Origin of the sequence: [Chlorobium] sp. 445, assembly GCA_002763895.1 — a bacterium.
In the GTDB taxonomy this organism is placed as follows: domain Bacteria; phylum Bacteroidota; class Chlorobiia; order Chlorobiales; family Thermochlorobacteraceae; genus Thermochlorobacter.
On the sequence record NSLH01000005.1, the window covers coordinates 38,848 to 61,017 of the forward strand.

General features: G+C 48.6%; 15 protein-coding genes and 1 pseudogene. 6 read left to right on the forward strand and 10 right to left on the reverse strand.

What is annotated here, in order from left to right; all coding sequences use genetic code 11:
* Positions 1 to 14: 14 nt before the first annotated feature.
* The 8 genes from hppD to CMR00_03335 all read right to left on the reverse strand — a co-directional run bounded on the left by hppD (position 15) and on the right by CMR00_03335 (position 14,331).
* Positions 15 to 1,133 carry a 4-hydroxyphenylpyruvate dioxygenase gene (gene hppD, locus CMR00_03300; GenBank protein ID PIO48702.1) on the reverse strand — a complete coding sequence of 373 codons (1,119 nt, stop codon included), beginning with the start codon at positions 1,131 to 1,133 and terminating at the stop codon, positions 15 to 17.
* Positions 1,134 to 1,198: 65 nt separating this feature from the next.
* The gene (locus tag CMR00_03305; protein PIO48703.1) at positions 1,199 to 2,413 is read right to left on the reverse strand and encodes a two-component sensor histidine kinase; all 1,215 of its coding nucleotides are present in this window, start codon (positions 2,411 to 2,413) and stop codon (positions 1,199 to 1,201) included.
* 19 nt (positions 2,414 to 2,432) lie between these two features.
* Positions 2,433 to 3,239: a hypothetical protein gene (locus CMR00_03310; protein PIO48704.1), complete on the reverse strand. Its 807-nt coding sequence runs from the start codon at positions 3,237 to 3,239 to the stop codon at positions 2,433 to 2,435.
* A complete protein-coding gene (locus tag CMR00_03315; protein ID PIO48705.1) occupies positions 3,239 to 4,990 on the reverse strand; it encodes an ABC transporter in 1,752 nt (583 codons plus the stop codon). Before CMR00_03315 ends, CMR00_03310 begins: the two co-directional genes overlap by 1 nt.
* Positions 4,991 to 4,996: 6 nt before the next feature.
* Complete coding sequence (locus CMR00_03320) at positions 4,997 to 6,334, reverse strand: hypothetical protein (GenBank protein ID PIO48706.1); 1,338 nt, start codon at positions 6,332 to 6,334, stop codon at positions 4,997 to 4,999.
* Positions 6,335 to 6,667: 333 nt separating this feature from the next.
* Positions 6,668 to 8,491: a hypothetical protein gene (locus CMR00_03325; protein PIO48707.1), complete on the reverse strand. Its 1,824-nt coding sequence runs from the start codon at positions 8,489 to 8,491 to the stop codon at positions 6,668 to 6,670.
* Complete coding sequence (locus CMR00_03330; GenBank protein PIO48708.1) at positions 8,488 to 8,727, reverse strand: hypothetical protein; 240 nt, start codon at positions 8,725 to 8,727, stop codon at positions 8,488 to 8,490. Before CMR00_03330 ends, CMR00_03325 begins: the two co-directional genes overlap by 4 nt.
* 42 nt (positions 8,728 to 8,769) lie before the next feature.
* Entirely contained in the window at positions 8,770 to 14,331 is a 5,562-nt protein-coding gene (locus CMR00_03335; protein PIO48709.1) for a hypothetical protein, read from the reverse strand.
* 443 nt (positions 14,332 to 14,774) lie between these two features.
* On the opposite strand from CMR00_03335, the pseudogene secD reads away from it, so the two are divergent.
* The 3 genes and pseudogenes from secD (at position 14,775) to CMR00_03350 (ending at position 18,074) form a co-directional block, all read left to right on the forward strand.
* A pseudogene (gene secD, locus CMR00_03340) lies at positions 14,775 to 16,650 on the forward strand (protein translocase subunit SecD).
* 29 nt (positions 16,651 to 16,679) lie between these two features.
* Positions 16,680 to 17,603, forward strand: a complete 924-nt coding sequence (gene secF / locus CMR00_03345) for a protein translocase subunit SecF (GenBank protein PIO48710.1) — start codon at positions 16,680 to 16,682, stop codon at positions 17,601 to 17,603.
* Between the two features lie 132 nt (positions 17,604 to 17,735).
* The gene (locus CMR00_03350; protein PIO48711.1) at positions 17,736 to 18,074 is read left to right on the forward strand and encodes an anti-anti-sigma factor; all 339 of its coding nucleotides are present in this window, start codon (positions 17,736 to 17,738) and stop codon (positions 18,072 to 18,074) included.
* A gap of 224 nt (positions 18,075 to 18,298) precedes the next feature.
* Here CMR00_03350 and CMR00_03355 read toward each other — a convergent pair whose 3' ends face one another.
* Positions 18,299 to 19,090 carry a hypothetical protein gene (locus CMR00_03355; protein ID PIO48712.1) on the reverse strand — a complete coding sequence of 264 codons (792 nt, stop codon included), beginning with the start codon at positions 19,088 to 19,090 and terminating at the stop codon, positions 18,299 to 18,301.
* Between the two features lie 181 nt (positions 19,091 to 19,271).
* On the opposite strand from CMR00_03355, the gene CMR00_03360 reads away from it, so the two are divergent.
* Both CMR00_03360 and CMR00_03365 read left to right on the forward strand, forming a co-directional pair.
* Positions 19,272 to 20,261, forward strand: a complete 990-nt coding sequence (locus CMR00_03360; GenBank protein ID PIO48713.1) for an acetyl-CoA carboxylase carboxyl transferase subunit alpha — start codon at positions 19,272 to 19,274, stop codon at positions 20,259 to 20,261.
* Entirely contained in the window at positions 20,246 to 20,689 is a 444-nt protein-coding gene (locus CMR00_03365) for a thioesterase (protein ID PIO48714.1), read from the forward strand. The genes CMR00_03360 and CMR00_03365 overlap by 16 nt, the downstream gene beginning before the upstream one ends.
* A gap of 58 nt (positions 20,690 to 20,747) precedes the next feature.
* Here CMR00_03365 and CMR00_03370 read toward each other — a convergent pair whose 3' ends face one another.
* Positions 20,748 to 21,416 carry a hypothetical protein gene (locus tag CMR00_03370; GenBank protein ID PIO48715.1) on the reverse strand — a complete coding sequence of 223 codons (669 nt, stop codon included), beginning with the start codon at positions 21,414 to 21,416 and terminating at the stop codon, positions 20,748 to 20,750.
* A gap of 82 nt (positions 21,417 to 21,498) precedes the next feature.
* Between CMR00_03370 and CMR00_03375 the strand changes: the two genes are divergently transcribed.
* Positions 21,499 to 22,131, forward strand: coding sequence for a hypothetical protein (locus CMR00_03375; protein ID PIO48716.1), 633 nt, complete (start codon positions 21,499 to 21,501; stop codon positions 22,129 to 22,131).
* Positions 22,132 to 22,170: the final 39 nt, after the last annotated feature.

Below are 22,170 nucleotides of genomic sequence, written 5' to 3' on the forward strand. Positions count from 1 at the left end.
TATCGTAAATGTTCTTACAAATTTCCACGTGCAGCTTGGTCGCGTTCAATTGCCTCGAACAGCGCTTTGAAATTGCCTTTGCCAAAACTCTTTGAGCCTCGACGCTGGATAATTTCATAGAACAGCGTTGGGCGATCTTGCACAGGCTTTGTAAAGATTTGAAGCATGTAGCCATGTTCATCTTTATCGACCAAAATATGCTGCGTTTTCAGTTCAGCAATTGGTTCGCGCACTTCTGGTACGCGCTCCAGCAGCACATCGTAGTAGGTATCTGGCACGGTGATAAACTCCACGCCGTTTGCACGCAGTGTTTTGACTGTCTGTAAAATGTCATCCGTCAGCAGCGCGATATGTTGCACGCCCGGTCCGCGATAAAACTGGATATACTCCTCAATTTGCGATTTCTTCTTTCCTTGTGCTGGTTCATTGATGGGCATTTTGATACGCTCGCTGGCATTAGTCATCACCTTTGAGCGCAGCGCTGAAAACTCGGTAGAGATATCTTTGTCATCAAAGCTCTGGAATTGGCGGAAATCAAACATACGTTCATAAAACTTGACCCATGTCTCCATCTGATTCCAGTCCACATTGCCGACGATATGGTCAATTGCTCTCAAGCCCGCTGATTGCGGCGGCTCGACGGTGCGCGCCACAAAGCCGGGTAGAAAGGCTTTGTATGATTTGCGCTCAATGAAACTGTGAATAGTATCGCCGAAGGTTGCAACGGCGGCACGAATCAGTGTACCATGTTCATCGGAGAGTGTTGTAGGTGCTTGCACACTGCGTGCACCGCGTGCTACAACGGTCTCATAGACGGCGGCAGCATCATCTACCTCAAAGGCGATATCTCGGACGCCATCACCATGCTGCTTGATATGCTCTGCAATTTCAGAGTCGGGTGAGAGTGGTGAGGTTAGCACAAAGCGAACCTTGCCTTGCTCCACAAGATACGAGGCTTTTTCGCGCACGCCTGTTTCAGGACCAGAGTAGGCTGTGATTTTAAATCCAAACACAGTGCGGTAGAACTGTGCAGCTTGTTTGGCATTGCCGACATAGAACTCAACATGATCAAAATCGTTGAGCCGCAGGGCGGTGGATGTAGAAAGTGTATCGATTTGCTCGAGAACTTGCATGGTGCACGCAGAATTAGGTTGCAAGATGACGACAGCAAGCGAAATTTAGAAAATTTCAGTCAATCCTAATTGTACGAATGAGACTTGTTTTTGGATGCCTCCTTTTGCTGTGTATGCCGAGGTAATTTAATTCGGAAGGTCGTGCCTTTGCCCACGGTGCTTTCTTTGAGCAAGAGTTTGCCGCCATGGTAATCTTCTACGATGCGTCGCGCCAGTGTGAGCCCAAGTCCCCATCCGCGCGGCTTTGTGCTAAAGCCAGGTCGAAAAACCTCTGCGCGGTGCTGTGGCTCGATGCCTTTGCCTGTATCACTTAGGTCAATAATCACATAGCGTGGGTCGACTGTGATGTTTGCACGAATTTCGCCCGTCTTTCGTTCAATGGCATCGATGCCATTTTTAGTAAGGTTTTCGAACACCCATTCCATCAATTCACGGTTTATTTGCACGCGGGCGCCAGTCGTGTCATTGACTTCCAGCAAGATATTTTTGCCCATCTGCGGCAACCGCATGCGGTAGTAGTCGAAGACGCCTTCAATTACTTCAGCCACACATTCTAGCGATACTGCCACTTTTGAGCCAATCTTCGAAAAGCGCGAAGCCACACGGTTCAAGCGATTGATATCGGTTTGCATCTCAAAAATAATTTGAGCTTGTCGTTCAGGATTATCGCTTGCGCTTTTGAGCAGCTCAATCCAGCCCATGAGTGAGGAAATCGGTGTACCGAGCTGATGCGCTGTTTCCTTTGCCATACCGACCCAGATGTTGGAGGTCTCTGTGCGTCGAATGTAACTGAATGTCAGGTAGGCAATCAAGATGAAGACTCCAACCCCTGCGCCTAAGAGCACGGGTGCGATTTGCAAGGCTTTGACCAAGTCGGAGTCGCCGTAGTGAATATATTGGACGGTTGAGGGGTCGAGGCGCACTTCAACGGGTTTATAGACGGCGTCCATTTCCTCAATGTGCGCTTTCAAGTAGGCGATTTGTGCCTCGCGCGAGAGTGTGGAATCGATTTTAATGTTGCGCCAAGTCAGCGGGGTCTTAGCACTGTCAGAAAGAATCGCTGGGAAATCAATTACGCTAATAATCTCTGTGAAGAGAAAAGAAATTTCGCTGGTGTTCTCTGTATCGACCAGCATTTTAATTGCCTTTACCCAGAGCTCAACCTTTTGACGTTGCTGTTCGCGGACTTTGCCAATGAGTTGCTGCGTGAATACAAAGACGGTCAGTGCCCCAATCACAGCTAGCAGAATCAATCCGCCTTTGAGCGTCGTAGTATTCATAATCGGTTGTTCTGCTTGATTATGCCTTGCCGTTTTTCACTTTGCTAACGAAGGTTGTGAGCGTATCGTATCCTGAAATTCCAATGCGACAAATTTCATACATATCGCTGAGCGGCAGGCGATTTGCCGTACCTTTGATGCGTGCGGCACAAAGAAATCCATGTTGGTGCAGCAGTGTTTTAACATACTGGCGCAGTGCGGGATTTTTTGGCACACCGCCGTAGGGATAGGCAAAGACTGGTGAGTAGGGGAACCCACTTTCTGTAACGGCGGCGTGAGCGCACGCAATGTCTGTTGCAATTTCCTCTGCGGTGAGCAGACGATAGTCTTTATGGGCATGCGAGTGCACCCCAAACTCCACCACGTCGGTCATCTGACGCATGGTATCATAGGACATGAGCGGCTCTGTGCCGTTATCCCACACATTAGTTTTGCCCACATAAGCTACGGGTACAAAAATAGTTGCCTTAAAGCCAAACTGTTTGAGCAGTGGATAGGCGAACACAAAGTTGTTGTGGTAACTGTCATCAAAACTAATGATAATAGGCTTTTGAGGTAAGTTTGCTCGGCGAGCATGATACTGCACAAGTTCTGTAAATGAAATGGTTACATAGCCATTCTCTGCAAGCCAACGCAGTTGCGCAGCAAAATCGCTCTGTCTTAGCGTCAGTTCATCGTGTGTTGTGTCAGAAATTTTGTGATACATTAGCACAGTGAGGGTTGCCTTGCTTTGACTGTGCACGCGCTTAATCCATGATGAGCTTAAGCTAAATGCTGCAAGGCTTGCAGCGACAAGCGTAAGTGCAAGCGTGGTGACTGCATCCATCAGTCGAGCGCTGAGAGTTCTTCTTCCAAGAGTTGTTTGCGATACAGCGAGGTGTAGAGTCCATCTTTTGCTAGCAGTTCATCATGCGTACCGTGCTCCACGATTTCGCCCTCATCCAGCACGATAATTTGGTCAGCCTGTTTGACTGTAGAGATACGGTGGCTAATGAGAATCACCGTCATTGCTGCTGTTGCATTTTGCAGATGGCGAAGAATCGTGTCTTCAGTTTGAGTATCTACTGCAGAGAGCGCGTCATCTAAAATCAAAATTTTAGGCTTGCATAGGAGCGCGCGTGCAATTGCCGTGCGTTGCTTTTGTCCACCCGAGAGTGTAATGCCACGCTCGCCGATGAATGTATCGTAGCCATCAGGAAAGCGCGAGATATCATCATCAATTGCCGCAGCCACAGCTGCAGATTTTACATTGTCAAAGCTGGCTTCAGGTGTGCCAAAAGCAATGTTGTTACGAATTGTGTCGGAGAAAAGAAAATAATCCTGTGGGACGAAGCCTATGGCACTCCGCAAGACTTTCAGTGGAAAGGCGTGAATCGGCTTACCATCAATTAGAATCTCGCCTTCGGTGGGCTCAATAAGGCGTGGCAAGAGATTGACCAGCGTGGATTTGCCCGACCCTGTTGCGCCGACAATTGCAAAGCGACTGCCCTTCGGAATTTTGAAGGAAAGATTTTTCAAAACCATGTGCTTGGGCTGTGCGGGATACGCAAACGAGACGTTACGAAATTCAATTTCACCTTCGATGCTTGTCAGCGCATAATCGGTTGTCGCTGCATCGGTGATGTCGGGCGGGGTGAGCATCACTTCATCGAGGCGCAACTGTGCGGCGGCGGCGCGTTGCAAAATGTTCGTTACCCAGCCAATCGAGATAAGTGGCCAAGCCAGCGAGACGATATACATCAGAAACTGTGTTAATTGTCCGAGCGTTATTGCGCCATCGATGATGAACTTGCCGCCAATCCAGAGAATCAACATCACGGAGAGTCCAAGCAGCGCAGACATGCCTGGATAAAACAGCGCTTGCAAGCGTGCTAACTTCAAATTTTGCTCGTAATACTCGTGGTTGAGTTTTGCAAAGGCGGCAATATCGCTCTCTTCGCGCACATACGCCTTCACGACACGAATGCCCGCAAGATTTTCTTGCACTTTCGTTGACAGCTCGCCATACTTAGCTTGTAAGTCTTGACTATGCTCATGAATGGCTTTGCCGATTTTGTAGACAAGATAACTCAAAAGTGGCGCAGGCAAGAGAGCAATGACGGTGAGCATTGGCGAGACGGTGAGCATAGCCGAGAGCGCAAAGATGAGCCGAAACACTGTGTTTAGCGAGTACATAATGCCCGGTCCGAGATAATTGCGCACAGCGTTAAGGTCGTTGGTGGCACGAGACATCAAGTCACCGGTGTTGCTCTGCCGAAAAAATCGTTGCGAGAGTTTCTGCAGGTGTGCGTAAAAATCATTTTTGAGGTCATACTCGATCTTACGTGAGGCAACGATAATAAACTGCCGCACAAGAAACATAAATAAGCCTGCCAAAAATGAGCATAGCAGCGCAAGCAAGACATACTGCACGACCTCTTGCGTAGTAAACTCGCCACTCATGGTGTCAATTGCGCGTCCAACAAATTTTGGTGCAGTCATCATGAAGAGATTGGTGAGGAGCACGCACCCTACGCCTAGCACAAGTTCTTTGCGATAGCGCCAAAGATAGGGATTTAAGCGAAGCAGACTTTTCATATCACGCTACGATGAGGCTGTTGGAGATGCAGCAGAGTTTTTTTGTCCTGACGCTGGACGCAAGCCCTGTACAAGTTTTTCATATTCACTTTTGCCTATTATTCGCTCAATTTCAGCTAGATGTCTTTTGACAATCTCACGGTAGGGGTTGTCGAATCGTTCAAAGATATTTTTTGCTGCAAAGTAATATTTGGTGGCTTCTTTGTATAGTGCGCGTTCAGCATAGACTTCTCCAGCATGGAGCAGCGCCAAGCCCATTCCTCGAGAATTATTCTTCTGTCGAAAAAGTTCAAAGGCTTCACGGTAATGCTCTACGGCTTTAATGTGCAAGCCAATTTCTTCATACACCAAGCCCAGATTGAGCAGCGTACCTGCAGACGCATCAGAATTTTTCAGTTCACGATTATGTGCAATGCTGCGCGAGTAGTAGTCAATTGCTTTTTCGAACTCTCCCAAGTCTTGATAGAGTAGCCCGATTTGATGCAGCAGCTCGGCTGTTGCCGCAATGTCATCTGCTTTGATACGCAAGGCAAGGCTATCACGGTAGTGCTGCAAGGCTTTTTCATAATACCCCCACAGATGCAGAATTGTGCCTAAGCGATGCAGCACCAAGGCACGGTTAGCTAAATCTTCTGGTGCGCTCAGCAGCAAAAGCAAATCATTGTAGACTTCAAAGGACTTTTCATACTGTCGATCATCAAAATAAGCCTGTGCTAAGAGCAACATCGTTGGAATTTGGTCCTGTGGTGTAGCTCTGTAGCGTTGGCGGATTTCAGCAAGTTGATTCTCGAGCAATTGCAAGCGTTTTGCGCGTGCTTCGGGCGGCTCTGCAACTAAAGGTATAAAACCATAGTCTAACTCTTTCGGCAACTCAGATTCTAACTTCAAATCAATGATATGCGTACTGACTGCGCGCCAAAAATTCGGCGCTTTGCGGTATGCCAGATCCAAGAGAAACGCAGGCAAGCAGAACACGGTCGTGTAGGTTAAGCCTATGCGGGTTGTGCGCGCAAATGCCTCTAAAATCTGACAGATTTGTTCCTCGCTTGGTGCATCCTTAGCAGAGGACACATATCCATTGATGATGATACAGTCGATGTGGCGTGGCGGTTTTGCAAGCTCTCTATCAATTTGTTGAAAGATTGTGGGTTGTATGGCTAAGCTTACTTCCCGCGCGACCAGTTTAGCCTGTTCTGCCGCTTGAAGGAACTGCCCAACGATTTTGACGCGCTGCACTGGTGAATTTACTTTCACAGCCCATATCTTACTCTCATTTGGGCGTGCTGGCGACTTTGCATCCGCAAAAATTCGATTAAGATGTTCTTTCGTTAAGAGTTGTCTCACGCCTTATCACTTATTTTTCTGACTTGAATTTATGCTCCAATGTGCTTTTCCACCAGCCGAAAAAAAATGCACGCAAAACACGTGCATTGAGAAGATACCTTTTTTTGATAAAAACCTTGCATCCTTTCTCCAGTAGCTTGCGCTACATCTCGCATCCACGCATCAGTCTCACCTGCATCTCACACCGACTATTTCGTGCATGCTCACCATCATAACAATGTGCGTGGTCGTACGAAATAACAAAACACACGGGTTGTATCCAACTTGCCTTTTCCAAAAAGAGAATGCACACGAAGCCTGTGTGCATTCGAAAGGGACTTCGCTTATCTATGCTTATGCGCGACCACGGTCACGATTCTCGTTATTGAGCTTCGAGACCACGAGACCTAGACCCACAATCAGTAGCCCTGCCAAAACCAGTGTTACACGCAGAACCGTCTCGCGCGTGGCGACCAGTTGCTCCGTCTTATGCACCAGTGCTTTGACCGAATCCTTTACGACGAAGCCTTCCGCCATTTTTTCTTCAAATAGTCCTGCGCGCACCACATGGTGATTGCCCCCTGATGCATCGGCTTGACGCTTAAGCTCTTCAAGGTAAGTCAGTTCTTCGCTTACGGGAACAGCTTCTTTTTCTCGTGCTTCAAAGAATTCGAGTGCTTCTTTGTAGGTGTGTTCAAAATCGGTCAGATAGGCATGCAGTTTGGCAGCACTTCCCATGGCGCGCAGGTTCGCTTGATACTTGCGGTAGCTATTTGCGTAATCGGCAACTTCAATCGCTAAAGCCAGTGAATCATCAGCCGTTTTTAGCTCACTTAACTTGGCTTCATCTTTGACAAACTTCAGCAGCGTAGGCACAAGTTTGCGCGCATTGATTGAATCTTGTTTGCTATCGAGCGCAATACTGAAGCGGTCGATTTCGAAAAACTTCCACGCAATTTTGAGCGAATCTTCAAGTGATTTGAGCGGCGCAGCATAGTATTTTGCACGCGTGTAAAGTCCACGCGAATTCGCATAGCGCACGGAATCTACAGCAGATTTGAGCTCGCCTGCTATGAGACGTGTGGCATTAAACTCTGCCATCAATTCATCGAGTGCAACCTTGTAGCTCGGTGCTTCGGGCAGATTGGCGTTGTGGCAATTCAGGCACTGCGCCCCTTCTTGAATACCGACTTTTTCATGCCCCCAGTTTGCAATGCGATGCCCATTCGGTGAGCCATGACAACTGATACATCCATTATTGCCCGCCGCCAAATATGCCGCCGCATGCGGTCCTTCAGAATAAGCAGAGGCAATAGAAGCATGGCAAGAATTACACGCATGTGTTACATCAGCAACTTCTTCAGGGTGATTGCCGTGCTTGCCGTGACAGTCATTGCATGTCGGTGAGGTCAGGTCATTTTTGACATACATGGCTTTGGCATGCACGCTCTCCATGTAGGCTTCAATGTGGTTTTCAAAACTCTTACCTTTCTTTTCAAGTGAGGCTGCCATGTATGTTTCGCTGGCATGGCATGTGCCGCACATATTGGCGATATTCTTCGGATAGGTCAGCGATAGCACATCATCGGATTTCATTGCACCGTGCGCTCCATGGCAGCTGACGCAACTTGCTGAGGCCGCATTTCCTTCCTTGAGCGCTGCCACACCATGCGAGCTTGCCGCATAAACGGCATTGATGTTTAGGTCAAGTTTGTCGACAGGCTTGGAGAGTTTGTAGGTTTGCATCTTCTCTGCACTTTCATGGCATGAGCCACACCACTGCATCTGTGTCTTAGCATCGCCACGTGCAATAAACGGCGTGATTACTTTGCCTTTGGCATCTTTGATATCTTGATGCGCCTCTTTGAAATTTGCCATCGTGATATCCCTGCTTGGATTTCCACCATGACAGCCGACGCAACTGATACCAGCGTTGTGGTGCGTATCGCGCTCCCAAATTGCTGCACTTATACCCGCTTTGCCCGAAAGTTGCGTGTGGCAAGAAACGCAACCGCTTTCATCTTTTGGTGGTGCTGTTTCTGCGACCGTTTTGCCTTGGGCGGCTGTGCTATTCTCATCAGTAAGGTTGACTGCATCTCGGAACAAAAATCCGTAGGACAGCGCTGCCACGAAACTCACAGTGGCAAGTATCAATACCTTTGTGTGAAGATTGTTCATTGGTGTTGCCTTTTGCGGCGATGTGCTTGTTTTCGAGATTGCTCAAAGAGAAATAGAACCATGAAACCAGTGCTACTAACGCTTGTTAAAGCGGTATTCGTTTCAAGTTCCAGTTTAAGGTCTTGGAAAACATACTTTTGCTGCAAACCTAGAGAAACTCTCGGAAATCTCAAACCTCTTTCAGCATCTCTCAAAACCTGAAACATGCGCTTAGGACTGCAAATGAGGCGAAACAAAAAGGGGGCTTGTGCGCCCCCTTTGCAACTTAAACAGCACTTTTACTTGACAAGCATCATCTTCTTTGTCTCTACGAAATTACCTGCTTGCAAACGATAGAAGTAGAGACCACTTGCAAGATTGGTCGCATTGAACATGATTTGGTAGCGTCCCGCTTCTTGGCGCGCATTGACTAATGTTGCGACCTCGCGCCCGAGCATATCATAGACTTTCAGCATTACATTGCTTGCTACTGGCAATTGATAGCTGATGGCTGTGCTTGGGTTGAACGGGTTAGGATAGTTTTGCGCTAACTCAAAGTTGCGTGGCACGCCAGCGTCGACTTCAATGATAGGACTGTACTCGAATGTTCCGTCAAAGTCAATTTGCTTCAAGCGGTATTGCACCATGCCTGACGCTGTTCTATCGACGAAACTGTAAGACTGGGCTTCAGTTGTTGTGCCTTTGCCTTTGACGAAGCCAACTTTTTCCCAGTTTGTTGCGCTTTGACCATTGCGCCCAAGCAGTCGCTCAATCTCAAAGCCTGCATTATTCTTTTCTGAAGCTGTGCTCCATTCGAGCTTTACTCCGCGTGCTTCTGGTACAGCATTGAACGACGCCAGTTCTACAGGCAGTGAATTTGCCAGATCGCGGCTACCGATTGCCAGTTCAAAGAAGTCATTGACAGGCACTGTGCTCACAAAGTTGCCATTGACAACAGCGCCACCGAGGTCTTGCCAGTCTCCATTTGGCGTGGTGCGTCCAAGCCAGCGAATTGAGGCGCTGTTGAGCACGCCCTGCAGTGCCGTTAGCGGTACACTCACGGTTGCATTTTGCAGCGTTGCGCCACCATTGAGCACACGCCAGTAATACTGACTAAGCACTACAATATCAGCTGGCAATGCGCCACCATTCGGCGTTGCCTGAATGTACTCTACCATAATCGGAGCAGCTGCAAGCACATTTGCGCGAATGGAGAGATTCGTGCCATCAAAGACCAGCGTACTGGACGCGGTATGATTCACCACTGGCACCAGACGCGCACTGGCTACAGTTCCGATGATAGAAGAAGTAAAGCGATAAATGGTACCACTCGCTGGGAAGGTGGACGATGAGCGGTTGCTTACGCCCACCGTGGTCGACCCCGTTACGCCATCCATGAAGTCGCCCGTACCGCCCACCTGACCTTTGATTCCAATTGAGGCAGTCGAGCTTGGACTTGCCGCTGCAGCGTTGTTTGGACCGTAAACGAACTCTATGATATTGCTGGTCTCGTAGAGCCGAATCTGGAAATTCAGCCGTCGCACTGCTCCAGTAAAGTAGTCTGGCATATTTTCAAACTGGATGGTGAACACTCGATTGGGTGCCGTGCCACTTACGTTCGTACGAACAGCAGCCGTGGCATCCACATTCAGGTCGTCCCACCATGGCGCCAGCACATTAAATGGTAAAGAGGTCGTGAAAAGGTTAGCATTGGCAAATGCAGTAGAGGGCGTTCCGAAGTTTGCAAATCCGTTTGTGCAGATATTGATGCTTGTGTAGGACGCGCCTAAGTAATTGAATGAGAAAGGCAGCGTGACTGTGATGAAATTATCATCGCCCGTGAGAGAGGTCGGCGTGGTAGTAATTGGCGTATAGGTTATAGGCGCAGGGATAGAGTGTGTATACACACTGGAAACAGAACCTATGAAGTTTAGTGTCGGGCTTGTTGCAGATGACAGCGCTGGAGCACTTGCCAGCAGCGAAGCGGGACCAGCTTGGTTATAGGTAATACCGGAAATCGTCACGGTTGTTTGACCTGCTGGAATTGTACCTGTTAGGGTTCCGCCAAAGGTACCTGTGCCTGTTGCACGTGAGAGCGTAACGGCAACAGGGGTATTGGAGACAGTCGGATTATTGCTGTTGTCTCGCAGTTCGACACTTACACTGAATGGCGCGTTGACTGCAATTGCAGTTGTCGGCACCGCTCTAAACGCTAACTGTGTAGGTGGAAGCGGCACTGCCGTAGCAATGTTATCTATGAACAGGTTATTACCAAAGTCATTGACACCGATAAACGCAATACGCACGGTGCGTCCGGCAAACGCGCTCAGGTTAATCCATTCCGTGCGCCATTCTGCAGCTGTGGGCGTAAATACTCCTGTGCGTGGCGGCACAGTCGCTAAGTCGTCTCCACCTTTATAGTAAATCACGTTCGGATAAGTTTGACCGCCATCTGTTGACACACGAATTTCCAGCGTATCTGCATAGCCCGGGTATCTTGCATAAGCCACATCAAAGCGCAGGTAAGCACCTGAGGGGACTCGGAAAGGTGAACTGATAAGCGCATCGAACTGCCCTGCACTGCTATACGAGTAGAAATTCATAAATGCTGATCCCGGATTCGTACTTCCTGTAGCATTACGCACCCATGTGATATTGTTGTCAGGGTTAAAGATTTGCCAGCCGCTGGGTGGAAACTCAAGCGGTACAAAATCCACATTTGCAAGACCCACAGGCGGTGCAACGACATTAAACGGCGCGCTTATTGCACTTAAGCCCAGTGCTGTTGCACGGATGCGCACGCCATTTTCAACGCGGTTATAGCGCAGACCTGCAACGGTGCCCGAGCGTTGCCCAGTCGGTATGGTTGCTGTGCGCGTGCCACTAATCTGACCTGTACCTGAAGCCGGGTTTTGGTCTACTGTGACGGTTACTGGTGCAGGCGCCGCTTGTGCTACACCGAAGGCATCGCGCAGTTCAATTGTAGCAATAAAATCGACATCCACGATAGGTGAGGCTGGAGCGATACTTGTAATTGCCAATTGTGTAATCGGTCGCCGCGGTATAAAGCGGTAGGTGATGCCTGGGGTAGGTAGCACGTTATTACGGTGATTGAAGGTAGAAAGTGAACCCGTGCCACGTCGGAATAAAGGTGCGCTCCACGCTGAAGCTGAAAGTTTTCGAGCAATTGTAGTTTGGATAGTTGAAGGATCTAATCCCTTGATGCCCACGCCAAAGGCTTTATAGGCAGCAGGATTTGAAGAGGCGCTAAAGACGCCGTAGGTGAATTCTATCACGCCATTCTCGTGCAAGCGAATCTGGAAGTTCATGTTGTTGTACTGTGGAGGGCGAACATTATTTGAAAGTGTAGAGAACTTTGCTTTATCTCGCACGTTTTTGAACTGGATAATGCAGACGCGGTTTGGCGCTGTGCCCGTCACATGCACACGATATTCAGCAGGCAGTGTTCCCGCCTCCAAGTCATGATTCATCACAGAGATGATGTTGATGTCTGCTGGGTGTGTGCTTGTTAGCGCCCCGCCAACGCCATCCTCATCAAGTGGATCTGTGATAAAGAGGTTTGCTCGGGAGGGTGCCCTATTGCCAAGTTTAATAAACCCGTTGGTGTTGAGGATGAACTGCGTAAAGGTCTCTCCATTGAAGTTGAAGGGGAAACCGATGCTCTGTGGAGCAGAGTTGGCATCGTCGGTATTGGCAACATTAATCACTCTGCCATTGCTACCCAAGTCGGTGTACGGACTAGAGACGACCTGTACGTTTTCAGGGATGTATTGGGAGATAGATCGCACTAGCGAGAAGGGTCGGCTTATTTCTGAGACTGTGCCCGTACGGATGCGGATAGCATAGTCGTTTCCATCAGGCAAAGAAGCCGGCGGCGTAAAAGTAAAACTGCGTGTCGAAGCAGGAAGGTTGCTTGCAATCGTCAGTACATCAAAGCGACCGCGCATCAGGTCAATGTTGATGGGTGTATCGACATTGCCAAACACCGACCAGCGAATTGTGGTAGGCTCTCCTTTTACTATTGCTCCAGCTGGCTCAGTGATATTGATTAAAAATCCAAGGGCAGCTAAGACCGCTTTTCGGGCATTTACTCTGCCGTAGCCCATCTCTTCGTTCCATGTGCCGAGAGGACGATTGGGCACATTCGTATAGCTATAGGGTCCAGCTTTATCTGTTGTAGATTGCAAAAGTGTCTCGAGTTGTTCTACCCTCATGCTTGGGCGCACCGAAGCCATCATTGCAACGACGCTGGCTGCCACTGGACACGATGCTGAGGTGCCTCCGAAGAACGTTACATCTCCCGCATCGTAGCCGTCTGCACCTCTGCGGTCAATCGTCAAGATTCCAATAACAGGTGAGGCATAGTCACCGGGTGCTACCACATCTAGGTCATTACCATATTGTGAATATGAGGCACGATTGTCAGTATGAGTAGAAGAGCCAACCGCTATCATATTAGCTGCTCTTGCAGGATAGCCTACAGCAGAGGCGCCACTATTTCCTGCGGAGAAGAGCACCACGGCACCCAGACCGCTGCGAGATTGTGAGCGTACAGCGTTAAAGCTAGCTTCCTGTGCGGCACTTGGTGTTCCACCGCCCCAGCTATTAGAAACCGCTGCTACTCCGGGTGTCGTAATGATGCGTGTAGCCATACGTGTGATATCGAGCTGCGTAAAGTTAAACGAGCCACCAGAGGGCGCGGTTGAGGCAATATCAATGAGCAGCAAGCGCACATTGGGTGCACCGCTCGCCACCAACAATCCATTGTCGGTGCGTGCGCCAATAATCCCCGCACACGGCGTGCCGTGATTGGAGTCCGCGTTTCTTGGTGTAGCTGGATTAGGCTCATCAAAGGTACGATAGGAACCTACAATCTTTCCTTGCAATTCTGGGTGATCAAGATCATAGCCACCAGCGTCTGTAATCGCAACCACTATACCTGAGTTTCCAAATGTTACAGCGTATGCACCCAAAGCATTGATGTCTGCACCGACTACGCCATCAGTCTGTCCAGTATTGTGTAACCACCATTGCTGTGAAAACAGTGGATCGCTAACACGCATCAAGTTCGCATAATCTGGACGCGGTTCAACATACGCTTTTGCTTTGCGTCCCTTCTGACCCGACCATTCAGGCGTATTTACATCTGGTGTCTGAGTCTCGTCAGGCACAGTGCTCATGATGCCTTCCATTGCTTCCTTGCGCAACTCATCGGAAAAGGGCAGTCGGGTTCGATCGTGTATCACTGCTGCTTTAGAGCCATTCCCATGGACCTGAATACCAGCCTGACGCAGCATCTCGGTCTTCAAGCGAATTCGCTCCTCTGGACTCAGATCCTTTGTGCGCTCTTGCAAGAGTGTGGCAGGGTCGTGCTTTTCAGGCAACTTCTGCTTTGGGGCATCTTGATGGACATAGCCACGAAAAGTAAAGTTTGGCTCAGCGTAGTTGAACAGTTGACTTTCTTGCAACTGACTGGCGATATCAAAGACATTTGCATCTGGAGAAATTTTAGCATAGAGTTGTTCATGATCCCCCAGCTCATAGCGGGCAAAGACGGAGACACCCAGTTTGTCTAGCAATGCTTGTGCGCGTGGATTATTCGCCGTCTTTGGTGAGAACACAATTTCATTGGTTACCCACACCGTATCGCCAGATGCCGTTCGATAGGCCGGATAGACGGATTCTACATCGGGATTGCGCTTGAGTTCTGCAATGACTTCTTCCATCGTGCGCTGACTTCTTGCATTTACCTGCAATGTGTAACGCACAGTATTGTAGGCAGAAATGTCTGTCTCTTTCGGCTCCATCAGCACAGATGCTAAACGGCGCGACATACGCATGACTTGCGCCTTTTTGATTAGCTGGCACCGTCTCGCGGTATTTCACCATTACCTCAGAGGGCAACGGTGAAAGAAACATTTTCTGTCCGTTATAGTAGTAATAGGGATTTTCTTGAGCTTGAGCACTCATGAAAGTAAATAACAGCAGCGGCAGCAAGAATACACGAAGGTGTTTCATGGTCAGGCAGTTTTGTTGTTTGTTATCTTTGTTGATGATTGTGGCAGAGCCCACAGTTTCATAAAGATAAAGTGCAAACCTCATCTCACAAAATTCTGAGTAGCAGGGAAATTTGTCTCTTGTGGACCTGCATTTTTGCATTGACTTTGAGCCGCTATTTCTTTATATTTGCGACCTTTTTATTAAATCACTTGTTGGGACGCTATTCTTTCAAATTCTCAAACTTTGAAGGACGCTTCGCTGCGTCGTTCTTTGAACTACTTCAATGAAAAATAACGGCTTTCGCATCGGGCTTACTATTGTTTTCATTCTCCTCTCGGGGTGGTTTCTTTACCCCACAGTTCAAGATTATCTTTACAGCAAAAAATTGCGCGAATTTTCTTCACCAGAAGACAGTTTGGCATTTGTGAAGGAAAATCGCAAGAGCATTGATGCGGCGCAGGAAAAGCGCCTCAAGCTCGGTCTGGATTTGCAAGGCGGCATGCATGTTGTCTTGGAGGTAGATGTGCTCGATCTGCTTGAGCTTAAGGCGCGCAACCGTGATGCAGTATTTGACTCTGTTGTTGCAGCTGTGCGCGAGCGCGCCGAACGCGAGAACGAGAGAGTCCCGGTGCTGCTTGCCAAAGAGTTCAAACAGAGGGGGATTCGCCTTAGCCGATATTTCTATGACTTGCGCGATTCTGACGATGAGATTGTCGAGAAACTCAACCGTGAAGCCGAAGAGGCTGTAAATCGCGCAAAAGAAATTATCCGCAATCGTGTCGATCAGTTTGGTGTTGCCGAACCCACGATTCTTGTTAAAGGCGGTCGGCGCATCATTGTTGAACTGCCGGGCGTGAGCGACAAAGAGCGTGTACGGAAGTTGCTCAAGGGCACAGCGAAGTTGGAGTTCAAACTGGTGCGCGATCCAGATATTGCTATCAAGACCCTAAGCGACATCAACAAATATCTTGCGCGTCAAAAGCGGTTGAGCGATACAACGCTTGCCAACGATTCGCTGGCGCTTGCCAGAGCCGATTCGCTAGCAGCCTTACCTGATTCACTCAAATCGCAAGAGCAGCTGAAGGCAGAAAATCCACTTTTTGCAGTTGCCGACACGGACGATGGTATTATCATTGATCCACGCTCTGGTGCACTCTTTGTTACAGAGACCGCCAAACCCAAAGTGCTTGCGACACTGAACCGTCCTGATATACGCGAGCGCTTTACAGGTGATTTGGAATTTTTGCCCGATGCTCGCGCCTTCCAGAATGATGCCGGTGAAAAATGTCTATCGGCTCTACGCTCTCAAGCGCGAACCTGAGCTTGAAGGCGGTGTCATCGTTGAAGCGCGCGCAACATTCAGCATTGATGGTACGCGCCCTGAAGTCAACATGCGCATGAATGATGAAGGCACACGCAAATGGGCGCGCGTTACAGGCGCCAATATTGATAAGCAAATTGCAATTGTGCTCGATGGTGTTGTCTTTTCTGCGCCTGTGGTTAAATCCAAGATTCCTAATGGTAGTTCGGTCATCAATGGCCTAGCTTCTGCAGAAGAAGCGCGTGACTTAGAAATTGTGCTGAAAGCAGGTGCACTCCCTGCGCCTGTACGCATCGTCGAAGAGCGTACCGTTGGTGCATCGCTGGGCGAGGATTCTATCCGTGCAGGACTTTATTCCGTGCTTGCCGGCTTTCTTGTGGTTGCAATCTTCATGATTTTCTATTACCGCATAGCTGGCTTTATTGCCGATTTTGCGTTGCTTTTCAATGTGCTTTTCGTGATTGCCTTCCTTGCTGGATTCAGTGCTACCCTGACTTTGCCCGGTATCGCTGGCTTGGTGCTAACAATCGGTATGGCCATCGATGCCAATGTGCTCATCTTTGAGCGCGTGCGTGAAGAAAGTGCTAAAGGCAAACTACTTAAACTTGCTATTGAGATCGGCTACGATAAAGCGTTCTCCGCCATTCTGGATTCACATGTTACCACATTTGGTGCCGCTGCGCTGCTCTATGCGTTTGGGATCGGACCGATTCAAGGTTTTGCGGTTACACTGATGATTGGCATTGCCGCCAGTCTTTTCACTGCCGTTGTCATTACCAAAATCTCGTTTGATTGGATGCTTGAGCGCGATAAAGTTAGCATTGTCAGTTTTGGTTAATCCAAATTTATTCTCTTTCATCAACAGCTATGCGTTTCTTAGAAAAGGCAAATTTTGACTTCATTGGCAAGCGTAAAGCGGCCTACTACATCTCACTGGGGTTTCTGGTCATTGGTCTGGCCTCGATCCTCGTGCGCGGCTTTCAACTCGGCATTGACTTCAAGGGAGGCACAGAAGTCGTGGTTGGCTTTACTAATCCGGTCGACATCGGTCAGATTCGCAAAACCATTTATGCTGAAGGTATCAGTGGGCAAATCAAAGAATACGGCTCGCCACGCGAGATTATCTTAACTACGGACTTTCAGGGCGAACTCAACGATTTGCAAAGCACGCTGACACGCATCCTCACACGTGACTTCAAGGATAATCCACACGAGATTTTGCGCATTGATTCCGTCGGTCCTAGCATTGCTGACGATTTGCGCGGCTCTGCTATCAGCGCCATTCTGGGTGCACTTGCCATCATTCTAATTTACGTTGGCATTCGCTTTGAGTTTAAGTTCGCTGCTGCTGGTGTACTTGCGATTTTTCACGACGTACTCGTGGTTGCCAGCCTATTTAGCTTGCTCGGCGGACTCTTTAACGCCATGCCTCTTGAAGTCGACCAAAGTACCATTGCGGCATTTCTCACAATTGTGGGCTACTCGATTACAGATACTGTCGTTGTCTATGACCGCATTCGTGAGAACATTAAAATTCGCCGCAATGAACCTTATGAGAAAATTTTTAACGATAGCCTTAACGAAACGCTCAGCCGTACGATTATTACCTCAACGACTACGCTACTCACGGTAATTGTCTTGTTTATCTTTGCTGGTCCTACCATTCGCAGTTTTGCTTTTGCAATTGGAATGGGTATTTTGATTGGCACCTATTCATCGGTATTTGTGGCTGCGCCACTTGTTCTGGATTGGCAACTGCGCACAGGTGGCAAACTCAAACTCCGTGGCTAACCTTCACGGAGGCCTAGAGGTAAGACATTAGCTCCAGTTAGGCTTTTTTGCGTGTAGCTTGGTGTCTGGTGTGTCATAGCACTCCACCACTTACACGGCTGGCAGTAGCATCACAACTTAGCTTTTTTCATCATGAAATTTTCAGAAAAAGTGATTGGCTCGACGGTCGTCATTTCCCTCGAAGGCGATGTACTGGGCGGACCAGGCGCTAACGAACTGCTCAATCGCCTGCGCGAACTTATCGCCTCTGGCAAAAAACATCTCATTATCGACCTTGCTAAAGTCGAGTACATGAATTCGTCAGGCTTGGGCATGATGACTTCCGCATTGACCACCGTGCGCAATGCTGGCGGCGACTTGCGCCTTGCCAATCCCGCAGAGCGAATCAAAAGCCTGCTTGTGATTACCAAACTCGTTCAAGTCTTCCAGACTTTTGACTCGCTTGATGCCGCTGTAGCCAGCTTCAGCTAAGCACAGCTCGCACACTTGTATCAAGCGTTTTTTGACCGTGCTTCTTTGTGTTTTTGCCACGCCTTCACCATACGAACGCAGAGATAGCGCCACGCAAGCCGAACTCAAACTCGTTGCTCAATCCCCTTCTATAGGCTTTGCAACGCACTCTTGCACAAGATAAAACCAAACCAAAGCCAGCGCTATTTTCGATCAGCACCTAGCTTTGTTGAGTTAAAGCTGCATTACGGACGCTGCGGTTCTTGTGTTTTAATATCAAGACCGACAAGTTTCCACTCGCCATCTCGAAACACATAATCCAGCGAAAAGAGCACATCAACAGGTGCAACTTTCGAGGCTATCGCACCTTGCGTTTTGAGTACACCATTTTCATCAAGGCGTGCAGGCGCGCTGAATGCAATAGGCGCATCCTGTATCAGCATCCCCACATCGACTTTTTTCTCTATAAACTGAGAGAATACCGTCTTTAACCTCTCAGGTGAAAACTCACGCTGAAACTCTGGCGCCATCAGCGCGTGAAATAGCGTGAAGTCCTCGTTGACCACAGCATTACCGAAGTTTCTGAGTGATTTGTAGCTCAATTCCCTGAGTTCTGCATCTGATGGCAGGCTTGCAGGCGAAGTCCGACTTGGAGTGGAAGTTGTGCTGGGCGACTCTAGCGCAAAGCCTCCTACGCGCCGAAAAACCATGCCGTTGAGTTTCATTTCATTGCCGCTTGGCGCTTGGTCAATACGAAATGTCTCGCTGATGCCCAATAAACTAATCTCAAATGAATTCATCTTGGGCATGTATTCTACTGTGCCACCTTCGACGCTCTTGCCGCCAATTTTGAAGGCACCTTTACCATTGGCAAAAATTTGCAGACGCGAGCCATCTTGCGCCTGCCACTCCCCATAGAACTCTGATGGAATTGGCTTGAGCTCGTCAGGATTTTTCTTGCTCGCACAACTTGATACAAGCACTATGCTAACCATAGCAAGCAGCAGGACGAACGCGGTGATGAGGTTGTTTTTCATAGCTGTGTAATTTTTGATTTGACAAACTACTTGGCGCCTACTTCTCCCTGTAAGCTCTTGAAGTTCGGCAATACTCGCCAATCGTCTTGTGAGGCAAGTCTAAGGAATTTGCCAGATTTTGTCGTATCATTTCACCCCGCTGAAGTTCAAGCATTTTTAACAAATTGCAAGAGAGACATTTATGGCAAAAGTCATTCTGGATTTTGAAAAACCTATTGCAGAACTTGAGGCCAAACTCAACGAAATGCGCCAGTTTGCTTTGCAAAATGGGAATGGCAAAACGGAGGAATTAGCGCGCGACATTGAGCAACTCGAAGCTAAAGTTCAAGATTTGCGCATCTCGGTCTACAAAAACCTTACGCGCTGGCAACGTGTACAACTGGCTCGCCATCCCGAGCGCCCCTATACGCTGGATTACATTTACATGATGACACAAGACTTTATGGAACTCTCTGGCGACCGTGCCTTCGGTGATGATAAAGCAATTGTTGGCGGTCTGGCACGCATGGTCGATGACGATCATCACTTTTCGCAAACGGTGATGATTATCGGTCATCAAAAAGGGCGTGATACCAAATCGAATATCTTTCGCAATTTTGGCATGGCGAATCCCGAGGGCTATCGTAAAGCGTTGCGTCTGATGAAACTTGCCGAAAAGTTCAAGAAGCCTGTCATTACGCTTATCGATACGCCGGGTGCATTTCCGGGCATTGAAGCTGAGGAGCGTGGACAAGCAGAAGCGATTGCTCGCAATCTCTTTGAAATGGCACGCCTGCGTACTCCTATTATTGCTGTGATTATCGGCGAGGGGGCTTCAGGTGGTGCTATCGGCATTGGTGTCGGCAACCGCGTCTTGATGCTTGAGAATGCTTGGTATTCGGTCATCTCACCTGAAAGTTGCTCTTCCATTCTCTGGCGCAGTTGGTCGTTCAAAGAGCAAGCGGCTGAAGCGCTCAAACTCACGGCAGCTGACCTTATTGAGTACGGTATTATCGACCGTATCGTGCCCGAACCCATTGGCGGTGCACATCACAATCCTGAACAAGTTGCAGCAACCCTAAAACGCATCCTGATTGAAGAATTGCAGGAACTGATGAAGAAATCGCCTGAGCAGCTTGTCAATGAGCGTATTGAGAAGTTTGCGAAGATGGGCGTATGGAGAGAGGAGTAATGTTGCGCTCGCCACGCCATGTTTTTACTTACACATTGCGCGTGATTTATGCGCACACTGATCAGATGCAAGTTGTCTACTACGCGCGTTATTTTGAATTTCTGGAAGCCGCGCGCAACGAGTTGCTCCGCAGTTGTGGCTTTGCCTACAAAGCGTTGGAAGCGTACGGGGTGCGGCTCCCCGTTGTCTCTGCCCACTTAGACTATCTTGCTCCAGCACGCTACGATGATGAACTTCTTATCGAAACCCACATCTCAAAGCTCGAAAATGTGCGCGTTACGCTCTCGTACCAAGGCTTTGAGCAGCAGACACGTCAAAAACTCTTTGAAGGCTATACCATTCACGCTTTTGTCAATCAAGCTGGCAAACTGACTCGAGCACCACAAGCGTTTTTTAGAGGCGTTAAAACCTTATGTCGACTAAACTGAACATGCAACGCGCATGCCCTGTGCCGCAATTTCTTTGCGCTTGTGCAAGCTTATGCTTTCAAAGTGTGAATGTATAAAAGAAATTCAATAGAATAACGTGCTCCACACGCACCGGCAATGGTGCTATGCGGTTGATCACGCGATTTTGATACAGCACATCGACGATAATGCCCGGCTGCCGATAGCGCAGACCTGTCTGAAACCGATTTTGATTCCACGCAGGGGCTTCGAGTGTAAAGAACCATTCATTGTTGATGAGCCATGAGTAATTTCCACCTAGTGGAATGGCTACTTCAGGGCGAAGACGAAATCGCCATGAGCGAATCACTTCAAAAAAGACATCTTGTGGGGAGTGCCACGCAAGACTTTCCGCACGCACGCGCAATACTGCAGGGACTTCACCTATCTTAAAATCATGCCATACTTGAAATGAGAAAATATCCAGCACGCGGTTGTTGATCGGCGTAAGAAAAATGTAGCCTGCACCGACGGCTGTCGATGGCACAACACGGTAGAGTCCATAGAGCAAAAATACGACCGTCTGAAATTGCGAGAGATTTTTAATCATTCGGTTCTGCACGAAAAACTGTACAGACCAAGGACTTTCTCCAATTCGTGCAGTTACCATTGCACTTGACCAATTGACAAGGTCGTGCTCGACAGTCTGCGCACGTGCTGGTAGAGGAAGCCCAAAAAAAGAAAGTGCGAGAATAAGGTAGCGTCGCATAGCGCAATGACTTTAGCCTGAATAATGTTGAGTTTTCTAACTTCAAATTGTGTAGGTTAGGCAGAAACTTCAAATCCAGAAGATGAGCCTTTCAACACGACTCACCTTGCTAGCTGCTGCGCTTGGCTTTGCGGCAATTGCTATAGCGGTTGCCGTGTATGTTATCTTTGTTAAAGCGCCAACTGACCTTGCAGAAAATGCTGCAGAAGGATTTAGACGCACATTTCACTTTACACCTGAGGTGCGCATCAACGAAACCGTTGTAGTGCAACAATCTTCGCCAATTTTAGAGCTGGCAACGCTCTCGCGACAACTGCTTGTAGAAGACACCTACACACACACATTTTTAGGGAGCACGAAAACTCTGGTGGTGCGTGGTGTCTTCGTTGCTAAAGCTGGTTACAACTTGCAGCAGAAATTTTTGCTGACCGTTAGAACCAATCCGACAAAAATTATTGCCGAGTTGCCTGAACCAGAGTTACTTTCACTTGAGATGACACGCTATGAAATTGTGCGTGATGAAAGTGGCTGGTGGAACTTCATCACACGAGAAGAGCGCGAGGCTGCAGTAAGTCGCTTGCAAGAACACGCACGCCGACAAGCCTTGTTCTCCGGTTTGCTCAGAGAAGCCGACACAGCGATGCGCCAGCAACTTCAAACCTTGCTTGGTCAGACCAGCGTCCCTGTGGAGGTTGTCATCAAACAGCGCGACTAGCAAATTGCTATGCCTAAGGTATCGCGTGGCATCAACTTT